Source organism: Mycoplasma sp. 2575, from assembly GCF_053851635.1.
Genome location: NZ_JBSQBB010000003.1, coordinates 15,580 through 35,060 on the forward strand (window position 1 = coordinate 15,580; position 19,481 = coordinate 35,060).

16 protein-coding genes and 1 tRNA gene are annotated in these 19,481 nt (G+C 27.6%); 10 read left to right on the plus strand and 7 right to left on the minus strand.

The window, feature by feature from the left end:
- Nucleotides 1-15: 15 nt before the first annotated feature.
- On the minus strand, nt 16-306 hold the full coding sequence (secE, locus tag ACWXVU_RS00745) for a preprotein translocase subunit SecE (protein ID WP_438340652.1): 291 nt from the start codon (nt 304-306) through the stop codon (nt 16-18).
- Nucleotides 307-309: 3 nt separating this feature from the next.
- On the minus strand, nt 310-456 hold the full coding sequence (gene rpmG, locus ACWXVU_RS00750; protein ID WP_438340651.1) for a 50S ribosomal protein L33: 147 nt from the start codon (nt 454-456) through the stop codon (nt 310-312).
- Between the two features lie 103 nt (nt 457-559).
- Here rpmG and ACWXVU_RS00755 point away from each other — a divergent pair, with 103 nt between their 5' ends.
- From ACWXVU_RS00755 to ACWXVU_RS00795, 9 genes are all read left to right on the plus strand, one after another.
- On the plus strand, nt 560-2,185 hold the full coding sequence (locus ACWXVU_RS00755; RefSeq protein WP_456011938.1) for a hypothetical protein: 1,626 nt from the start codon (nt 560-562) through the stop codon (nt 2,183-2,185).
- 1 nt (nt 2,186) lies between these two features.
- Nucleotides 2,187-3,353: a tRNA uracil 4-sulfurtransferase ThiI gene (gene thiI, locus ACWXVU_RS00760; protein WP_456011940.1), complete on the plus strand. Its 1,167-nt coding sequence runs from the start codon at nt 2,187-2,189 to the stop codon at nt 3,351-3,353.
- Complete coding sequence (locus ACWXVU_RS00765; protein ID WP_456011942.1) at nt 3,343-3,750, plus strand: hypothetical protein; 408 nt, start codon at nt 3,343-3,345, stop codon at nt 3,748-3,750. Before thiI ends, ACWXVU_RS00765 begins: the two co-directional genes overlap by 11 nt.
- A 69-nt stretch (nt 3,751-3,819) precedes the next feature.
- The gene (locus ACWXVU_RS00770; protein ID WP_456011944.1) at nt 3,820-5,742 is read left to right on the plus strand and encodes a DNA gyrase/topoisomerase IV subunit B; all 1,923 of its coding nucleotides are present in this window, start codon (nt 3,820-3,822) and stop codon (nt 5,740-5,742) included.
- Between the two features lie 14 nt (nt 5,743-5,756).
- Nucleotides 5,757-8,555 carry a DNA topoisomerase (ATP-hydrolyzing) gene (locus tag ACWXVU_RS00775; RefSeq protein ID WP_456011946.1) on the plus strand — a complete coding sequence of 933 codons (2,799 nt, stop codon included), beginning with the start codon at nt 5,757-5,759 and terminating at the stop codon, nt 8,553-8,555.
- Nucleotides 8,556-8,614: 59 nt separating this feature from the next.
- On the plus strand, nt 8,615-8,737 hold the full coding sequence (locus tag ACWXVU_RS00780) for a hypothetical protein (protein ID WP_438340645.1): 123 nt from the start codon (nt 8,615-8,617) through the stop codon (nt 8,735-8,737).
- A 202-nt stretch (nt 8,738-8,939) separates the two neighbouring features.
- Nucleotides 8,940-10,229 (plus strand): endonuclease, encoded by a 1,290-nt coding sequence (locus ACWXVU_RS00785; protein WP_456011948.1) that lies wholly within the window; start codon nt 8,940-8,942, stop codon nt 10,227-10,229.
- A gap of 21 nt (nt 10,230-10,250) precedes the next feature.
- Nucleotides 10,251-11,558: a M20/M25/M40 family metallo-hydrolase gene (locus ACWXVU_RS00790; RefSeq protein WP_456011950.1), complete on the plus strand. Its 1,308-nt coding sequence runs from the start codon at nt 10,251-10,253 to the stop codon at nt 11,556-11,558.
- A complete protein-coding gene (locus ACWXVU_RS00795) occupies nt 11,558-12,274 on the plus strand; it encodes a pseudouridine synthase (RefSeq protein WP_455993922.1) in 717 nt (238 codons plus the stop codon). Before ACWXVU_RS00790 ends, ACWXVU_RS00795 begins: the two co-directional genes overlap by 1 nt.
- Before the next feature lie 124 nt (nt 12,275-12,398).
- Here ACWXVU_RS00795 and ACWXVU_RS00800 read toward each other — a convergent pair whose 3' ends face one another.
- The 5 genes from ACWXVU_RS00800 to ACWXVU_RS00820 form a co-directional block, all read right to left on the minus strand.
- Complete coding sequence (locus ACWXVU_RS00800; RefSeq protein ID WP_456011952.1) at nt 12,399-14,294, minus strand: ABC transporter ATP-binding protein; 1,896 nt, start codon at nt 14,292-14,294, stop codon at nt 12,399-12,401.
- A complete protein-coding gene (locus tag ACWXVU_RS00805; protein ID WP_455993917.1) occupies nt 14,287-16,155 on the minus strand; it encodes an ABC transporter ATP-binding protein in 1,869 nt (622 codons plus the stop codon). The genes ACWXVU_RS00800 and ACWXVU_RS00805 overlap by 8 nt, the downstream gene beginning before the upstream one ends.
- 150 nt (nt 16,156-16,305) lie before the next feature.
- A complete protein-coding gene (locus ACWXVU_RS00810; RefSeq protein ID WP_456011954.1) occupies nt 16,306-17,484 on the minus strand; it encodes an acetate/propionate family kinase in 1,179 nt (392 codons plus the stop codon).
- A 193-nt stretch (nt 17,485-17,677) separates the two neighbouring features.
- Entirely contained in the window at nt 17,678-18,514 is an 837-nt protein-coding gene (locus ACWXVU_RS00815; protein WP_438340638.1) for a hypothetical protein, read from the minus strand.
- Nucleotides 18,515-18,626: 112 nt separating this feature from the next.
- Nucleotides 18,627-18,711 (minus strand) — tRNA-Leu (locus ACWXVU_RS00820).
- A gap of 152 nt (nt 18,712-18,863) precedes the next feature.
- On the opposite strand from ACWXVU_RS00820, the gene ACWXVU_RS00825 reads away from it, so the two are divergent.
- Nucleotides 18,864-19,349 carry a dUTP diphosphatase gene (locus ACWXVU_RS00825; RefSeq protein ID WP_456011956.1) on the plus strand — a complete coding sequence of 162 codons (486 nt, stop codon included), beginning with the start codon at nt 18,864-18,866 and terminating at the stop codon, nt 19,347-19,349.
- Nucleotides 19,350-19,481: the final 132 nt, after the last annotated feature.

Sequence of the window (19,481 nt, forward strand, 5' to 3'; positions counted from 1 at the left end):
TCTCCTTAAAAAATATTATGTTCTAATACCCACTACATTTCATAAACCGGTAAAAATTAAAGTTATAACAAAGCAAAATATAGCCATGATTAACACAAAGGCAATAGTAATTCCAAACCATTTTCAAGACTTGAAATTACTTGGCCACGCAACTCTCTTAATTTCCCTTACTAAATTTCTAAAAGTGTAAAGTTTCGTTGCCTTAGCTTCATCCTTTTTTCTTTCCTTTAAAAGAGCTTTCTCTCTTCTTACTCTATCTTTAATCTCTTTTTTTTCTTCAGGACTCATCTTTGTTTTTTCTAGCATACCTTATTTTTCCTCTTTATGAATTGTTTGAATATTGCAATATTTACAAAATTTCTTAATCTCTAGTCTTTTTTCATTACTTTTATTAACAGAATAATTTTTATGCAAGCATTCCTGACAAGATAGTGACACTTTCTTTTGCTTTCTCATATAAGGAAAATTATATTATTTTTTTACATTTTTTTCAAATAAAACTAGACTTAGATATATTGTGAACAATAAATAAGATATATAAAATATAATTTTACTTACTATGGTACACAATTATTTGTATTTTTTGTTAAATGTAATTTGGATAATACCTATTATTATCGCCTTCATTATTCGATCTTTAAAAAAGGAATTTAAAATCAAGAAACTTCAAAAAAAGATTGAATACATAAACCAAAATTTAAAAAAAATTAAAAAAATTAATAATCAATTTCATGAATTTACAGATAAAAACAATAAATGCACATACCAAGAAAAAATAACTGCTAATGTAATAAATATTATTGAATTTTCACTATCAAAGATAACTTTTTTTCTTAATGAATTGCATATGATTAATAACATAAGAAACATACAAGAAAAAAAATCGAAAAGTCCTGAATTTAAAAAAATTTTTAATAAAGCAATTGTCGAATGAAAAACAATAAAAGAAACAATAAAAGAAAACAAAGATTTTATTTTTCTTGAAAGTCAAAATATCTCAAAATTTCTCATCTTTTCAAATAATTTAAAATCCGTCTTCTTAAATATAAATAAATGTATTGATAACAATAAAAACAACCTTTTCTTTCAAGATTTTTCAATTGAATTTAATAAAAAATACAATGAAATAAAAAATATTGTTGAATACAGTAGTAAACTTCAACTATATAAAGGTTGGAATAATCATTTTTTAACTAATTCAAAAAATATCAAAAAAATATTAAATGATTTTTTGTTCTTTATAAAAAATGGTTTAACACTATACTCATATATTGAAAATAATATTGAAATTCCATTTAAATTTATTGAGGACCTTGTCATCAAGTATTCATCTTTTCACCAATTTTTTTTTAATTGGCAAATGCTAAATTCTTTCATCGATGAAACTAGAAGTGTGATTGAAGAAATTAAAATTAAAATTCATAAAACTAATTTTTTTGATTGAATTGTAACATTCAAAACAAAACTTGAAAACCTTTCAAAAAAAATAATTTACAAATATATTGAAATCAAAAAAGAAATAGATAGTTTTGAAATATTAAAATCAAATTCTGAGCTTATAAGCAAAATAATTGATCTTTTTGATATACAACATTGAAAAAATCTTAAATCAGACCATCAAAACGCAAAATATAAATTATTAATAAATAATTTTTATGAATTTTATTACCAAAATCTGGCGTATTTTAAATCAAAAAATAAAAAAAATTCAAGCAATATTTCATATTTTGAAAGATTAAATAATCTAAATAATATTCTAAAAAAAATGTGTAAAATCCCGTTTTTTCAAAGACAATTTAAAAATAATTGAAACAAAAAAGATAAGACCGCTTTCAAGGATAAAATGACCAATATGTTAATTGAGACATTTGGACTACATGACTTTAAAATACCATTAAATGAGGAAATAATTTATTATAAAAATAAATTTGAATCACTGCTAGAAAAGCAAAATATAAATGACGAATATGAACTAAACTTAATAAATCAAGTCATTCAAAAAAAAATTATTGTGATTAACATAAAATATTTGGTTGCAAGGCATCTAATCGATAATTTTAACTTGCTAACAAAGAATAAATTTCAAGAAAAAAATATTGAATTAATTAACTTAATATATCAGAATAAATATGATGAAATAATTAATAAATCGCTAAAATTAATTAATAATTCAAAGGAGAAATAAAATGTGTGCTAATCAAGAAATGGAAATATTAATTAGATACGGAGAATTGACACTAAAAGGTGAAAATAAAAAGGATTTCATTAATCAATTAAGAAAAAATATTGAACTATATATACCTAAAAATGAGTTAAGAATGGAATACGACAGAGCTTTTTGTAAGTATTCAGAGCAAAATTTAAAATCCCTAAAATTTATTTTTGGAATTTCATCTTATTCAATAGTTCATAAGACATCAACCAATATTGAAGATATTGAAAAAAAAGTATTTGAACTAGCCTCGAAAAAATCATTCAACTCTTTTGCTATAAATGCCAGAAGACATAATAAAAATTATCATTTAACCTCATCGGAAATCAATATGCACTTTGGCGGTTTTATATTAAATAATTTTAAAAATAAAGTTGTAAACCTTAGCAATCCTGATTTATCCATATATATTGAAATAAGAGACAAATTTACATATATTTTTAGCGACTACATTTATGCCCTTGGCGGAATGCCAGTGTGTTCATCAGGACGTGTTTTACATTTAATAAGTGGTGGAATCGATTCTCCTGTTGCTGCACATTTATTGCAAAAAAGGGGATTAAAGATTGAATTTTTAAACTTCATTACACCCCCTCATACCGATGAAAAAACGACTATGAAAATCGAACAAATTATCAAAACATTAACCAAATTTCAAGGATCTTCTACTCTTTTTCAAATTAATTACACAAAATTAATGAATTATATAGGTCTTGTATCAAATCAAAAATATAAAATAACACTAATGCGCCGCAGTTTCTATCGTATTGCACAAAAAATAGCCAAAAAATATAATATAAAAGCAATTTCGAATGGTGAAAATTTAGCACAAGTTGCTTCGCAAACATTAGAATCAATCCACGCAATATCAGAGGTTTGTGATTTGCCTATTTTTAGACCATTATTAAGCTTCGATAAAAATGAAACAATAACAATTGCCAAAGCCATTAACACAATGGAAATATCGATCCAAAAAGCTTGCGAAACATGTGAACTTTTTGCCCCAAGATTCCCGATCACCAAACCCACAAGAGAGGAAGCAAAAAGATTAGAAGAAGAACTTGAAAATCTTGAGAAACTTGAGAATGAAATAATTAACGAAGTTGAAATAAAAACATTTAATTTAAGAAATGACAAATAAAAATAATTTTTTTTGTAAACTAAAAAAATATCCAAAACTTAAAAGAAATTACATTTTCTTTCTTGCTTTATGCATTTATGTAATTATTATTCCTATCATTCTCATTACAGCATGAATTGTTTATCTTATTTTAAATAATGGAACACATTTTCTAATACAATCAAATAATTTTATAGTTTTAATTTCCATCACTAGCATACTATTTATTAGCTGACTTACCTGTTTTTTCTTAATTAGATATATCATTAAAATCACATTTGCAAAAATATATAAAATAACTAAAAATAAAATAATTAACAAAATCGCTATTATCTTTTTGGGTGAAAAAATTATGAATGCAGATATTCATATGATTAACCAAGAACTGGAAGAAAACAATAAAAACCAACGTCTATAAAACACTCATTTGTGTCTTTATATTTTTTAATTTTTATTTAAATATTCAAAAAATATATAATTAATTATCATGAGTACAACTAATTACGAAGCAAAAGATTTAAAAGTTTTAAAGGGTTTAGAGGCAGTTATTAAAAGACCTGGAATGTATGTTGGTTCTACTGATTCAAACGGATTACATCATTTAATTTGGGAAATTTTTGATAATGCTATTGATGAAGCATTAGCCGGATATGCTAATAATATTAAGGTAATATTAAAAAGTGATGGGTCTGTTATTGTTGAAGACAACGGAAGAGGCGTTCCAATCAATAAACATGAGACAGGAAAAAGTGGTGTTGAACTAGTATTTACCGAATTACATGCTGGCGGTAAATTTGGCGATGGGGCATACAAAACTAGTGGAGGACTTCATGGCGTTGGGTCCTCAGTAGTAAATGCCCTTAGTTCTAAGGTTGAAGTTAGCGTTTATCGTGACAAAAAAGAATACTTCACATCTTTTGAACAAGAAAAAATTACAAGTAAAACAACAATTATAGGACCAACTACAAAACGTGGAACTAGGGTTCAATTTTGACCTAATTATTCAATATTTAAAAAAGCGAAATTTTCATCTGAAACGGTTAAAGAAAAATTAAGAGAGGCCAGTTTCTTAATATCAAATTTGAAAATCAACTATATCAATGAAAATACTAACGAAAATGTTGTTTTTCAAACCAATGAAGGAATTAAAGAATATATCAACTTTGTTGGCGAGGGCCGAAAATTTATCAGTAGAATTTTCTTTGCGTCAGGAAAATCAAAAAACAATATTGAGGTTGAAATATCATTAGCATATACTGAAAACTATAGTGAATCAATATATTCCTTTGTCAATAATGTTAAAACTAGGGATGGAGGAACTCATGAAACAGCATTTAAATCTGCATTAACCAAAACAATTAATGAATGGTATGCAAAAAATTCAAGTTCTAAAACAAAAATTAATTTTGATGGATTAGATGTTAGAGAGGGAATAATTGCTGTAGTATCACTAAAAATTCCTGAAAGTATTCTTGAATTTGTTGGGCAAACTAAGGATAAATTAGGAACGCCTGAAGCAAGGGAATCTGTTGAAGATTTCTTTAGTGAAAAATTTACATTTTTTTTAAATGAAAACAAGCAAGAAGCTGACAAAATCATCGAGAAAATTAAGCGAACATATGACGGAAGAATTGCGGCAAGAAATGCTAGAAATGAAGCTAGAAAGGTAAAGAATAAACTCGATTCAAAAAAAATTCTTTCAAACAAATTAACTCCTGCACAAACAAAGAACAAAACAATCAAAGAGCTTTTTTTAGTCGAAGGTGATTCGGCCGGAGGGTCGGCTAAAATGGGCAGAAATCGAATGACTCAAGCCATTCTTCCCTTACGTGGGGTTGTAATGAATACTGATAAGGCCAAGTTAGTTGATGTCCTTGCAAATGAAGAACTTGCAACAATTATTAACACGATTGGAGCTGGAATTGGTAGCGAATTCGATGCCAAGAATTCACAATATGGAAAAATTATTATTATGACTGATGCGGATGTTGATGGAGCCCATATCCAAATGCTTTTATTAACATTTTTCTGAAGATATATGAAAAAACTAATTGAATTAGGAATGGTATATATCGCTTTGCCACCATTATATAAAATAACAATTAAAAACTCAAATAACAAATATTTCTATGCTTGAGACGAAGAACAACTAAGAGAAATAACGTCGCAATATACAAACTACGAAATCCAAAGATATAAAGGACTTGGAGAAATGAATGCTGACCAACTTTGAGAAACAACAATGAATCCTGCAACTCGTTCAATCATTAAGGTAGGCATCGATCAGCAAGCATTAATAGAAAGGTATATAACTACCTTTATGAGTGATGATTCGGAGGCAAGAAAAAATTGAATCAATAATAACATCGACTTTTCAAGTATTGATGAATTTGAAATTAATAAAAAATAAATGAGGCACGACTTATGGACAAGAAAAATAAAAATAATTATGACCAAGTAATTGAAAATATTATTGATAAGAATATGGTCGACATTATGAGCGATAGTTTTGCCCGTTTTTCAAAATATGTTATTCAACAGCGTGCAATACCCGATGCCAGAGATGGCTTAAAACCAGTACAACGTCGTATCCTTTATTCAATGTGAAATCTAAAACTTAGAAACAAGGAGGCATTCAAAAAATCGGCACGGATTGTTGGGGATGTTTTAGGTAAATATCACCCACACGGCGATAGTCCTGTTTATGAAGCAATGGTAAGAATGGCGCAGGAATGAAAAAGCAATTATCCACTTGTGCAAATGCATGGAAATAAGGGTTCAATTGATGATGACCCAGCTGCTGCTATGCGTTACACAGAATCAAGATTAGAAAAAATAACAGAACTAATGCTAAAAGATTTGGAGCGCAAAGTAGTACCAATGATTCCAAACTTTGATGATTCAGAATATGAACCTGTTGTTTTACCGACCCTTTTTCCTAATTTGCTAGTAAATGGAGCAATGGGGATTGCATCAGGCTTTGCAACACAAATTCCTCCCCATAATTTAGGCGAACTAATTGATGCCTTAATTGCTATGATTAAAAACCCAAATATCACCACTAGCGAATTAATGAATTATGTTAAAGGCCCTGACTTTCCGACCGGAGGCATAATTAACGGGACCAAAGGAATTCACGATGCTTTTATGACCGGAAGAGGAAAAATTGCACTATCCTCAAAATATAAATATGTCTATGACAAAAAAGAAAACATTATTGGCATAGAAATTACTGAAATTCCCTTTGGTGTAGTTAAGTCGAAAATGGTTTTTGAAATTGATACAATCATTTCTTCAAAAGTAATTTCTGGAATTAAAGAAATTAGAGATCAATCTGATCGCGATGGATTGTCAATATACATTGAACTTGAAGAAAATGCAAATGCCGAGGCAATCATGATCTATCTAATGAACAAAACTAAACTAAGAGTTAATTATGATTACAATATGCTTGCTATATATAAAAATGCACCTAGCCTATTATCGCTTTACAAAGCATTATATGCATTTCTTGAGCATTCAAAACAAATAAATACCAATGGAATAAAATACGATCTTCAAAGATATAAATTACGCCATGAAATCGTTGAAGGTTTTATTAGAGTAGCAGAAATTTCTGATGAAGTTATCAAATTAATCAAGGAAAGTGATAATTCCAAAAAAGGTGTAATTCTTTCACTAATAAAGGCATTTAATTTTAGCGAAATTCAGGCAACAGCCATAGCTGAGCTAAGACTATATAAACTTTCAAGAATGGATCAAATTGAATTTCAGCAAGAAAAAACTAACCTTGAAGCCTTAATTACACAATGTAAAACCTTACTTAGTGATAACTACGAATTTAATATTTTTTTAATAAAACAACTAACTGAAATAAAAATTGAATATGCACAGGATAGAAAAACCATAATTAAAGAAGAAGGCATAAATAAAGATATTGATCATAAACTTCTTGCTAAAAATGAAAATTTTTATTTCTTTATTTCTCAAGAAGGCTATATCAAAAAAATTAGTACAAAAATCTATAATGCTAACGACTTTGCTACATATAAACTAAAAGAAGGAGATGCAATTAAATATTATGATGAAATTAATTCTCTTTCAAAATTAATTTTCTTTACTAACAAGGGAAATTTTTTCATCATTGAAGCACATATTTTAAAAGATAATTCATGAAAAGAATTGGGTGTGCATATATCTTCATTAGTGAATCTTGATAGCAATGAAAAAATTATTCGAGTAATGGAAATAACATCATATGAATCGTATGCTAACATTATACTAATAACAAAATATGGTTTCGCTAAAAAAGTAAAGATATCTAGCTTTAATTCAAAAGTATTAAACAAGAAGAGAATTTGTATAAATTTTAAAAATAATGATGATGAATTAATCGATGCAAAAATTGGCAATGATGAGAAGGATATTTTCATACTGCTTAATAATGGTTCATATTTCTTATTAAATGAAAATGTTTTTTCAACTGATCTAGCCCTCAAAGCGCAAGGCATAAAACTATTGCCTAAATTACAAACAAATGAAAAAATTTTTGTGTCTGCTTTTACAACTTGTTTACCTTTAAATGTAGTAACAATGATAACTGAAGGCGGAATGTATAAACAATGAAATATGAGGGACATAAAATATACAGGGCGCGCAAACCGCGGGACCAAATTATTCAACTGTTTAAAAAATATCAATTGCATTCCAAAATGTCTAGAAGTAAATACTAAAAACCTTGAATTACTAATAACAAATGAAAATAATGAAACACAAAAACTTGATTTTAAGTGCAGTCAAAGTGATAAAATTAAGATCGAAAAATTAAATAAATTTAGCAATGAATTAAATAATTCGGGTTACTTAATTCAGCATATAAAAATAAACAAGCTTATTGAAGATGATAGTAAACAAAAAGAAATTCTAAAACTGAAATTTCAAGATAATTTAACAAAAAATAGCAGCATCGAAGAAACAACTGAAACAACACTATTTAAAAAAAATTATTACACTAATTCATTAAAGATTAATAACCAAATCTTTGATGAAGAAGATCAAATTAACCTTTTTGATGCGGCCAATGACTTCAAAGAACTTAATCATAAAATATCAAATAAGGAACATTTAAAGAAATCATTATCGCTTGAAGAAAAAATAAAAGCAATGGATGATATTGATTTTGATTTGATCGAGCAAAAAGTTGAGCAAATTAAGAAAAAATAGTTATAATATTAACTATCCTTCTAAAGTAATAAAATTAGCAAATATTGAAAGGAAATGCGATGAGAAAAGACGTTAGATTAGCAAATAAGGTTAAAGCTGAAAAAAGAGCTCACAAATTAGCTAAAGAAAGAGCCCGCGACCTAAGAAGAGAAGCAAGAAAAGCTGAAGCAAAATCACAATAATAATATATTTTGTAACCTTTTAAGCACACTGTGGTGTGTTTTTTTAATGTTAAGAACATTGCTATTAATATAAAATAACACAACTTCTATGTCGTAAGTATTAACCTTCTTTTAAGACATATTAGAGTATTATAAAAACGCTAAAAATTAAATAGTATTATAATTAAAATGTTAACCAATTTATTCTAAGGAAATTATTAATATGAAAAAAACTTATTCAAAAAACATAATGATTTATTTAACAACGCTAACGTTACCAACAACATTTTTGATTTTGTCCTCATGTTCAACGCAAACGCAAACTTCTGAAAATGAAAAAAAATATCTGAATAAAAAAGAAGAACTTCTAAAAAACATCCTTAAAATAAAAGATAATGAAAAATTAAATAAGCTATGAAACAAGCTAGAGATTATAGAAAGCAAGGAAAACTCTAAAAACTTTGATTCATTAATTAAGGAAATTGAAATATTAAATAATGAAGCTCTAAGAGAAATAAGTCCTTCAGCAAATCCAAATGATAAAAAATCAGAAGCAGGAAGCGAGAATAATCCTATTACTCCCGATAAGAAAGAGAAAGATAATAGACAACAAGAACAAGATAATAACACCTTGGCAAGAAATGGCGCTGCCCCAACCACAAATAATGGATTTCACATCCAATATGATAACTCGAATAAATTTTATGAATCACTAAATGGATTAAGTGGACAAGAATTAAGAGACAAACTTTTTATGATTCAACTACAAAACCGAGACAAAACGGGTGTTGGTAGAGCTGCTTATGCAAAGTTGCACAATACTTATGTTGATGCATTTGTTGATAAGTATTATGAAAAAGATGGCACAGTTTTAGATCTATATACGGAAATAATTGGAGGAAAAGACAAATACAACTTTGAATTTGGCAAATATCGTGACATTGGAAATAAAGAGGGGCAAGGTATGAATCGTGAACATATCATTGCACAATCCTGATTTGCAAAACAAGGGCCAATGAGAAATGATGCCCACCATGTTTGACCGTCAGATAAAAAAGTCAATGCTATCCATGGTAATTTACCATATGGAGAAACTCAAAATGGCAAAATAGTTTCAAGCAATGGTTCAAAGTTAGGAATTGGAAAAGAAGATGGAGAGCAGGTTTTTGAAGTAATAGATGAATTTAAAGGTGATATAGCAAGAGTCTTCTTCTATTTTGTGTTAACTTATAGAGACAAAAATATTACAAACAACCACTCCGCACAAAGAGTATTTTTTGAAGAAAATGGCATAAATCAAATAAAACAAAAATATTTAGAAACTTATTTAAAATGAAATAAATTAGATGGAATTTCACAATTTGATATCGATAGAAACAATGGTGTTTATAAACATCAAAGAAATCGTAACCCATTTACTGACTATCCTGAATTAATAAAGGTCTATTTTGAACATGACGATAATTACGTCTTTCAAAACAAAGGGATTGCTATAAAATTAGTTAAAAATTAATCTTATTTTTGAGGATTTAAAATGAAAAAATATATTCAATTTAAGCAAGAAAAAGAAGTGTTTGATAAAATGATCAAAAACATTGCAAGCTTATGCGAAATCCCTTCCATCAGTATAGAGCAAGAAGGAAAATATCCATTTGGTATAAACGCTGATAATGCTTTAAACTATGCCCTAAAATTAGCTGATTCTTTTGGCTTTGAAACATATAAAGATCCACACAATCGATATGGATATGCACAAATTGGTAATGGGGCAAAAATTCTAGGTATTTTAGCTCACTTAGATGTTGTTCCTGCTGGCGATGAAAAGCAATGAAAAACTAGCGCCTTTGTTCCAGTAATCACTGATAATGAAATAATTTGTAGAGGTAGTCTTGATGACAAGGGTCCTGCAATCATTAACATGTATGCAATGAAATATCTCAAAGACAATGGTCTAGTCAATGATGAATGGTCTATTCGAATTATCTTTGGGATTTCCGAAGAGACAACTATGAAATCAATGAAATTTTATCTTGCAGACTTCGGCCATCCATATGTTTCATATACTCCTGACGGAGAATGGCCACTTATTTTTGCAGAAAAACTTATATATCAAGTTAGTTTTATTTTTAATAAAATTGATAATCTTGAAATAAATGCCGGAAATGTTGTAAATCAAATACCAGACAAAACTGAATATATATACAACGGAAAGCTACACAGTGTACTAGGGAAGGGTGGTCATGGTTCAACGCCAGAAAAAGGTGATAATGCTATTATCAAATCAATCCTAGAACTAAAAGAAAAACATCCCCAATTGTTAAGATATAATCTAATAAAATTTATTAGTGAAAATTTAGAAACTCGTGATTTTAGATTAAAAAATATTTTTCCAGACTATGATGATTTCTCGGGTAGCCTTAGTGCTAATCTTGGCATTATCAAAACAACCTCTGACAAACATATCATAACTTTTGATTTACGAGTCCCGGCAACCCATTCCGTTGAAGAGGTTACAAATTCTATAAAAAAATACCTTTCATGCAATTTTTCAGATGTACATTTTGAAGTAGTTGGAACTAAAAATTCTATGTTTATGTCACCAGAAAGCAAATTAATAAAATTACTAATGCAAACATATAATGAAGTAATGAATACCGAAGATCTACCATTAGCAATTGGCGGAGGGACCTACGCACGTATAGTTAATAATTGTGTAGCTTTTGGTTCAACAAAATATATGCATTTAATGCATGGACCCAACGAATGCTTCACATTCAAAGAAATAAAAAAATCGCTCGAAATTTACATTAATGCTCTAAATAGAATACAAGATGAAATATAATGAAAATAAGAATAGAAAAAATCATTTCTTGATATCTTAACATTTCAAGAAATGAATGCAAAAAAATAATAAAAGCTAAAAGGGTTCTAATAAATAATAAATCAATCCTTAAGCCAATTTGTGTTGATATTAATAATGATACAATTATGATTGATGGTAAGCTAGTTGAATATAAAGAAAAACAATATTTTGTTTTCAACAAACCATCAGGATACATAACGGCAAATTTTGATAAAAAAAGTAAAACAATTTTCGAAATTATTGACCTTGATCCCAATAAATTTTTTTCATATGGTCGACTTGACAAAGACACAGAGGGATTATTAATAATAAGTAATGATGGTTTTTTAGGCCACCAAATTATGAACTCAAAATTTGAAATACCTAAAACGTATTATTTCCAGACTAATAAACCTTTTGATGACAAAATAAAAAATCACTATCCCAAACCAATTATCATTGCAAATAATTATCATGTAGAAAGATATGAGTTTATCTTTATAGACTCTAAATCTGCCTATATAACTATTTATGAAGGTAAATTTCATCAAGTTAAGGAAATGCTAAATTTTTTTGGTTATAAAATAACCTACCTAAAAAGAATATCAATAGGCACACTAAAATTAGATAATAATTTGAATCTGGGTGAAATCAGAGAAATATGTCAAGATGAAATTAACAAAATTTTAGAGAATTGTAAAACTTTTAAAAAGTAAAATTAGGTTTTTTTAAAAGATATAACAAAGATTATTGCTTTAACAAAAAAATCTGGATTTAAACCAGATTTTTTAATTTAGCTCCATGAAAAAATGGCTTTATTAGTTAGCAAACAAATAGGTGCTAGTCTTCCCTAAATGATGAATTATACATTTTTTCATATAAACCTTTTTTAGCTAATAATTCCTTATGGGTACCAGATTCAACAATTTTGCCATTATTAACAACCAAAATTTTATCTGCGCTCAAAATAGTCGAAAGTCTATGAGCAATAATAAACGAAGTTTTACCCTTCATTAATTTCATCATTGCTTTTTGAATTATTTTTTCAGTTCTCGTATCAATATTAGAAGTCGCCTCATCAAGAATTAAAATATTTCGATTAGCAATGATTGCTCGTGTTATAGCAATTAATTGTCTTTCACCTTGCGATAAATTGGCGCCACCTTCTTCAATAATTTCTTCATATCCATTTCCTAATCGCATTATAAACTCATCTGCGTGCGAAATTTTTGCAGCTTCCTTTATTTCATCATCAGTAGCATTTGGATTAGCATAACGAAGATTTTGCATAATTGTGGTTTTAAATAAAAATGTATCTTGCAAAACAATCGATATTTGTTGTCTTCAACTTTGTTCGTTAATATCGCGCGAATTATTTCCATCAATTTCAATGTTACCAGATAGCGGTAAATAAAACTTACTTAAAAGATTTATAATCGTAGTTTTACCAGCACCAGTAGGGCCAACAATAGCAAATACTTGGCCTTTTTTTGCCATAAATGAAGCATTTTTTAATTGAAGATTATTAACATCATTTGTATAGGAAAAATCAACATTCATAAATGAAACATTTCCCTTTGTATAATTAATTGACCTTAATTTGGTTTCATCAACAAGTGGTTTGAATGTAGCCAAATTCATTACTCTAACTGCTGAAACTAGCGCCATTTGAATAGACGAAAGATTTTCAAAAACACGAACAATACTATTAGCCATAACTCTTATGTATAAAACAAATGTAATAATAACCCCGGGCGTAAAATTAGAATTAGAGCCTGTACCAATATTTGCAACCGTAAATGCAGAAGCGATTACAACGATAATTAATTGCAATATATTAATAACGGCATTGCCAAGAGGTCACATTAAACCAATATACAGATTAGCCTTAAGAGATGAACTATATAATTTATTATTTCTAATAATAAACTCGTCTTCAATTTGTTTAGTAAAATCAAGTGATCTAATTAAATGATGTGCAGCAAGGTTTTCTTCAATGAACCCATTTAATGAAGCAACACGTGATTGTTGCTTTCTAAATTGTGGATTAGCCTTCTTTAAAACAACAAAAACAAAGCAAAGCATTATAGGCATTAAAAATAGAGTAATTAGAGTTAAATAAGCAGAATAGTAAAACATAAATCCAAAGGATGAAATGATTGTTGTAAAAGTTATAATAATAGTATTAAGGCTTCCAGTCATACCATTATTTATATTATCAATATCACTAGTTAGTATAGACATTAATTCGCCAGTCTTAACTGAGTCAAAAAATGAAACAGGCATTTTCATAATTGCCTTATAAGCATCTTCTCGCATAATTAAACATGACAAAATTGAGGCTCTAACTGATAAAACATTTGAAATTAACGAAAAAATTTGCTGAAAAACAAATATTAATATAAGTAAAACAAAATGTCACACAAAGCTTGAAATATTAAAATTATCAACATATTCTGGTACTAAAGATTTTATTTCGCCAACAAGAAATGAAGCAGATAAAAAATTATCAATAAAATATCCTAAAAAGAAAGTACCGGTAGTTAAACATAAGGCCGAAAAAACTGAAAAGATAATTATCCAAAAAAGATTCCCTTTTCTATAATTCAAATACCAAATTAATCTTTTGAAAGCGTCTCTTTTTATTTTTCTTCTTTGCTTTTGAATATTCTTTTTTTGGGTTTTTGTTAAACTTTGTTGCTTATCATCCACCTTAAGAGGATCCAAATTATACATCTAAACCTCCTAACTGCGTTTTTGCTATTTCTAGGTATAGCTTCGAAGTTTTTAATAACTCTTTATGCGTCCCGATATCGCTTATCAAACCATTTTCCATTACCAGTATTCGGTCAGCATCAATAATTGATGATATTTTTTGTGTAATAATAATAGTTACAATTTTTCTTGAAGAAAAATGCATATCAATATTATCCTTAACCATTTTCTCAGTTTTAGTATCAAGAGCAGATGTTGCATCATCTAATATCAAAATCTTTGGTTGCTTTAAAAGGCCTTGAGCTATTGAAATTCTCTGTTTTTGTCCTCCTGACAAATTTGATCCATTTTTAAGAACCTCATGCTCAAATCCATCATTGTATGCATTTATAAAATCATAAGCAAATGCTAATTTTGCAAAATATTCTAAATCTTCTTGTGTAGCTTTGTTATTTGCCATTAATAAATTAGACTTAATAGTTCCAGAAAGCAAAATTGGTTTTTGATAAACAAATGAAATATTTTTTCGCAAAGAAGTTGTATCAATTTCATTAATATCATTGCCATCAATGCTAATGCTTCCGTGGATAGTTTTAAATTCATGGCTAAGCAATCTAGCGAGCGTTGTCTTGCCTGATCCGGTCGGCCCTATTATTCCGATTTTTTCACCTGGATTTATTTTTAAATTAATATCTTTTATAACAAAATTTTCGGATTCTTCATGATACTTAAATGAAACATTTTTTAATTCAATTTCACCTTTAGTAATAACTTTATTAGATTTTATAAAATCTATATCTGCTTCTTTTTTTAAGATTTCAATAACTCTTTTTGATGAAACATTTCCACGAGAAATTAAAAAGACTGCAAATGAAGACATAACTACCCCAATAGTAATAAACATTACATAATTTATAAATGTTGTAGCATTAGATATCTTTGTTTTATATAAGGATAATACATCGCTAAAATCCTTAAAAACTTTCAGATCAGTTATCACACCATAAGAACCTTGGTTAATTCTTGATCTAATAATAAAGCCAGTGGCTAATAATATACATGAAGTCACAATATTTGCAAACAAATTAATAAATGAAAAAGTAATATGATAAATAATTCAAGATTTTTTAGCTACGTTCGACCAGTTTTTATTACTATTTTGAAACTTATCTAATTGAACATTTTCAAGATTATATGATTTAATAACTCTTACACCTAAAATACTTTCTCTTGCTTCATTATTAATTTCATCATATGCTTTTTGTTCCTTTGGAAATAATCTCATAGAAGACATTCCTGCTATTGCCATAATAACAAATAATGCAGGAACAAAAGCTCCTAATGTAATTGAAAGATTCAGATCAGTTAGCAAAGCAAAAACTAACCCAAAAATTAAATTGCAAGGGCCGATAATGCTTAATCTTAAACCAGAGGAAATTCCAATTTGTATCCTAGATATATCGATAGTAAACCTTGTTAAAATTTTTGAATGACTAAAAAACTCAATATCTTTTTCCGAAAGAATTGTTAAATGCTGTCATAATGACTTTCGAATATGTTTTGCAGCACCTGTCGAAATATATGAAGCAAGCATAGACCCTAATAAGGTTACTATTGTTCCAATTAATAACACAAGAGCAAAATATGAGGTAAACCACTTTATAGAATAAGAGAGTGTTCCTTCAATTGTAAACAACCTAAGAATATTGATTTTAGAATAATCTAATATACTTGTTTGATCTTTATGCAATTGTAAAAATGAATTTTGTGCGATTAAATTAGATAAATTTCCAATGAAAATCGGCACAAATAAAAAACAGATAACTTGAAGTAATGTTAGCAAAATGGTTATAATTGATAAAATTTTATACTTATGATCCATGTATCTAAATAATCGAAGCAACATTAACTCCTTTAATTAAAATTTAATATCTTTATTAATTATATATTAATTAATCATGATTGCTTATTGTTTCAAAATCATTGCAATACCTAGAAAAAAAGTAGCTTTATAAGGCTACTTTAAATCAAACTATAAATTTATCGCTTCATTTGCAATGAATTGTTCTTCCTCGGCACGAATTACATAAATAGGAATAGCGCTTGATGCATCAGAAATAATCTTATAATCACTAAATTCTCGGCATTGATTCTTCTTATTATCTAGTGAAAGATTAACAATATTTATTTTATTTATAACTTCACTTCTTATATAGTCGTCATTTTCACCAACGCCTGCAGTAAATACTATAGCATCAACTTTTTCTGTAATTCTATTTAAATAGGTAATTAAATAATCGGCAATTCTTTGAGTATATAAATCAAGAGCAAATTGCGCATCTGAATTAGTTACCTTGGCCTTTTGAATATCTCTTAGATCAGATGAAATACCAGAAACGCCCAACATACCAGACTGCTCATTGAATAATTTAAATAGTTCTTCAACACTAATATCCTTGTGCTTTAGAATGAATGGAATAATCGATGGATCAAAATCTCCCGATCTAGTACCCATCATAATACCAGCAAGTGGTGTAAAACCCATACTCGTATCAATTGACTGACTATTTTGCACAGCGCATAAACTTGCACCATTTCCGATATGTAAACTAACTATGTTAACGTCTTTTTTATTTAAAATTTCTTGGCACTTTAAAGTAATATAATTATGATTTAATCCATGAAACCCATACTTTCTAATATTTAATTCCTCTGCTAAATCCTTATTTATAGGATATGAATACGAGATCCTAGGCATGGTTTGATGAAATGTAGTATCAAAATGCATTGACATTTTTGCAGAAGGTAATAAAGCTTTGAATGCTTCAATTGCTTCAATTGCGCCAGGGTTGTGAACTGGTGCCAAATCTATTGATTGCTTTAAAATTTCGATTTTCTCTTCATCGATAAGGGTTGTTTTTTGCAATTTTGGACCACCATTCACAATACGAAATGCAACTTTTTCAATATCATTAAAATCCTTTATGATATTGAATTCTTTTCACTGTTTTACCAATTGTTTGACAGCCTCTAAAAACGTAGGAAGAGGTATTTCAAAATCTTTATTAATTTCCTTATATTTCAATGTAAGAATACCTTGTTTCAACTTAATGCGTTGAGCAATTCCCTTAGCCTCAACAACCAATTTCTCATTAAACAATGTTCATTTAATAGAACTAGATCCTGCATTTATAACTAATATTTTTTTCATAAAATATACTCCTAAATATGTTTTTTAAATTATATTATAAAGACTAGATATAAAACTATATTATTTATAATTATTTAGCTCTAATTATTTTTTTAAAGATTTTAAGTATAGATTTCAGAAGCTTAAAAAAGTTTAACTAACTGAAAAGCTAGTTAAACTTTTTTTAATAACAATTTGTAAAATATATGATTATTTAATAATTTCTAACAATCGATGAATTTAAGAATTTATACCCAAAATTATTAAACGATAGCAGATAAAAATCATTAAAGGTTTGATAATTTTTGACTTGTTTTAAAATATAAAATTCATATATAGTTGTCGAAATAGCTAGCGAAAAAACATTAGAAATAATTATAATTAACATTCTTGATATTGCTGATAATGGGATGTTTTTTTCTTCATGATGTCTATTATAAAAGATAATAACAGAAGCAATCAAAATACTCATTATAGCCAATGGAATCAAAATATCAAACATAAGTATTCTCAAAATTGCAATCTTTTTTTGCTTTATAAAGTCAGGAGTCATAAATGAATGCATAGCAAAGTCTGTTTCTATTTCTTTTTCCAAGTTCTTAAAATGAGGCGATTCATGTGAATATCCCAATATTTCAGCGGTAATCAAAATAATATCATTTTTAGTCAATTCTTGTTCTTTCTTGGAATACAAGGCAAAGGGAATTCTAGGGTCCTTTAAAAAAACAAATTTTGATTTATTAGCCATTGACTTTAGATAACAGTAATATGAATAATAATCCTTTATCTTAGCTCTTTTAATTAAATCAAGAAAAATAAAAGCTAGCAATATTGATAATATTCCCGAAATTAAACCAGCAATAATACTAACAGTAATATCGTTAAATATTTTAAAAGTGCTATCACTTGAATATTTATTTTCAAATATGGTAACCATATAAATAATTAAGGCTCATACAATGATAATGACAGCAATGGTTAATATCGAATATCAACTTGAATGTAAATCAAGCCGTTTTAACTTTCTTAATTCTTGTTTTCTGTTATTCATTAAACCACCTTTGGTATTTTATTATTTATTAAGATAAATTATAATAAAAAAATACTTATATTTGTATTATAAGTATTCTGTATCTACATTTGTGAAAGGTAAATTATTTATATGGTGCTCCAGACTGGACTTGAACCAGCACGGCTCTTAACCGGTTGATTTTGAGTCAACTGCGTCTGCCATTCCGCCACTGGAGCATAAAAGCATTAATAATTATAAATTATATTTTTAAAATAATGTTAAAAATAAAAAATCATAATTATTTCTTTTTAATTTTAAAATGTAAAATTAACTAATTGACAAATAAAAAGTTTTTATTTTTATGATTGGTAATATAATAATTATTACTATGGATTTAAAAGAAATTTTTATGTTGCAAATTGACCTGGATAAGGCTTTTTCTGAAACCATTTCAAAAAAGGATTTTCGTTTTTTTGATACAAAAATTGTTATTGCTCTATTAGTTGAATTGGGAGAATTTGCCAACGAAGTTAAGGCCTTCAAATATTGAAAAAAAAATAAAGTTATAGATCGCGAAAAGATGCTAGAGGAGTTTGCTGATGGAATTCATTTTATAACTAGTATTGCATATCCAAAAGGTATAAGTCCAATTATCAACCCCTACATTAAGCACAAAAATTTTACACTTCAATTGGCATATACATACAAACTTTTTACCGAACTTTTAAATACCAAAGACAAAAATAAGGTCTTAAAGGCATATGAGGCTTATTTAGGTTTAGGCTTATTGGTTGATATTCAAGAAGAGGATATTGTTAATTCATATCTTGCTAAAAATAAAAAGAATTATCAAAGAATCAAAAATAGATATTAATAAGGGAAAGTGACAATTAAAAAATATAGTTAGTTTTACATAACTAGCCATATTTTTTTACAAAAAATACTCAAATTACATCACATTGTTAACCTAAATATAAATTTATAAAATGATTCTAACTTAATTAAT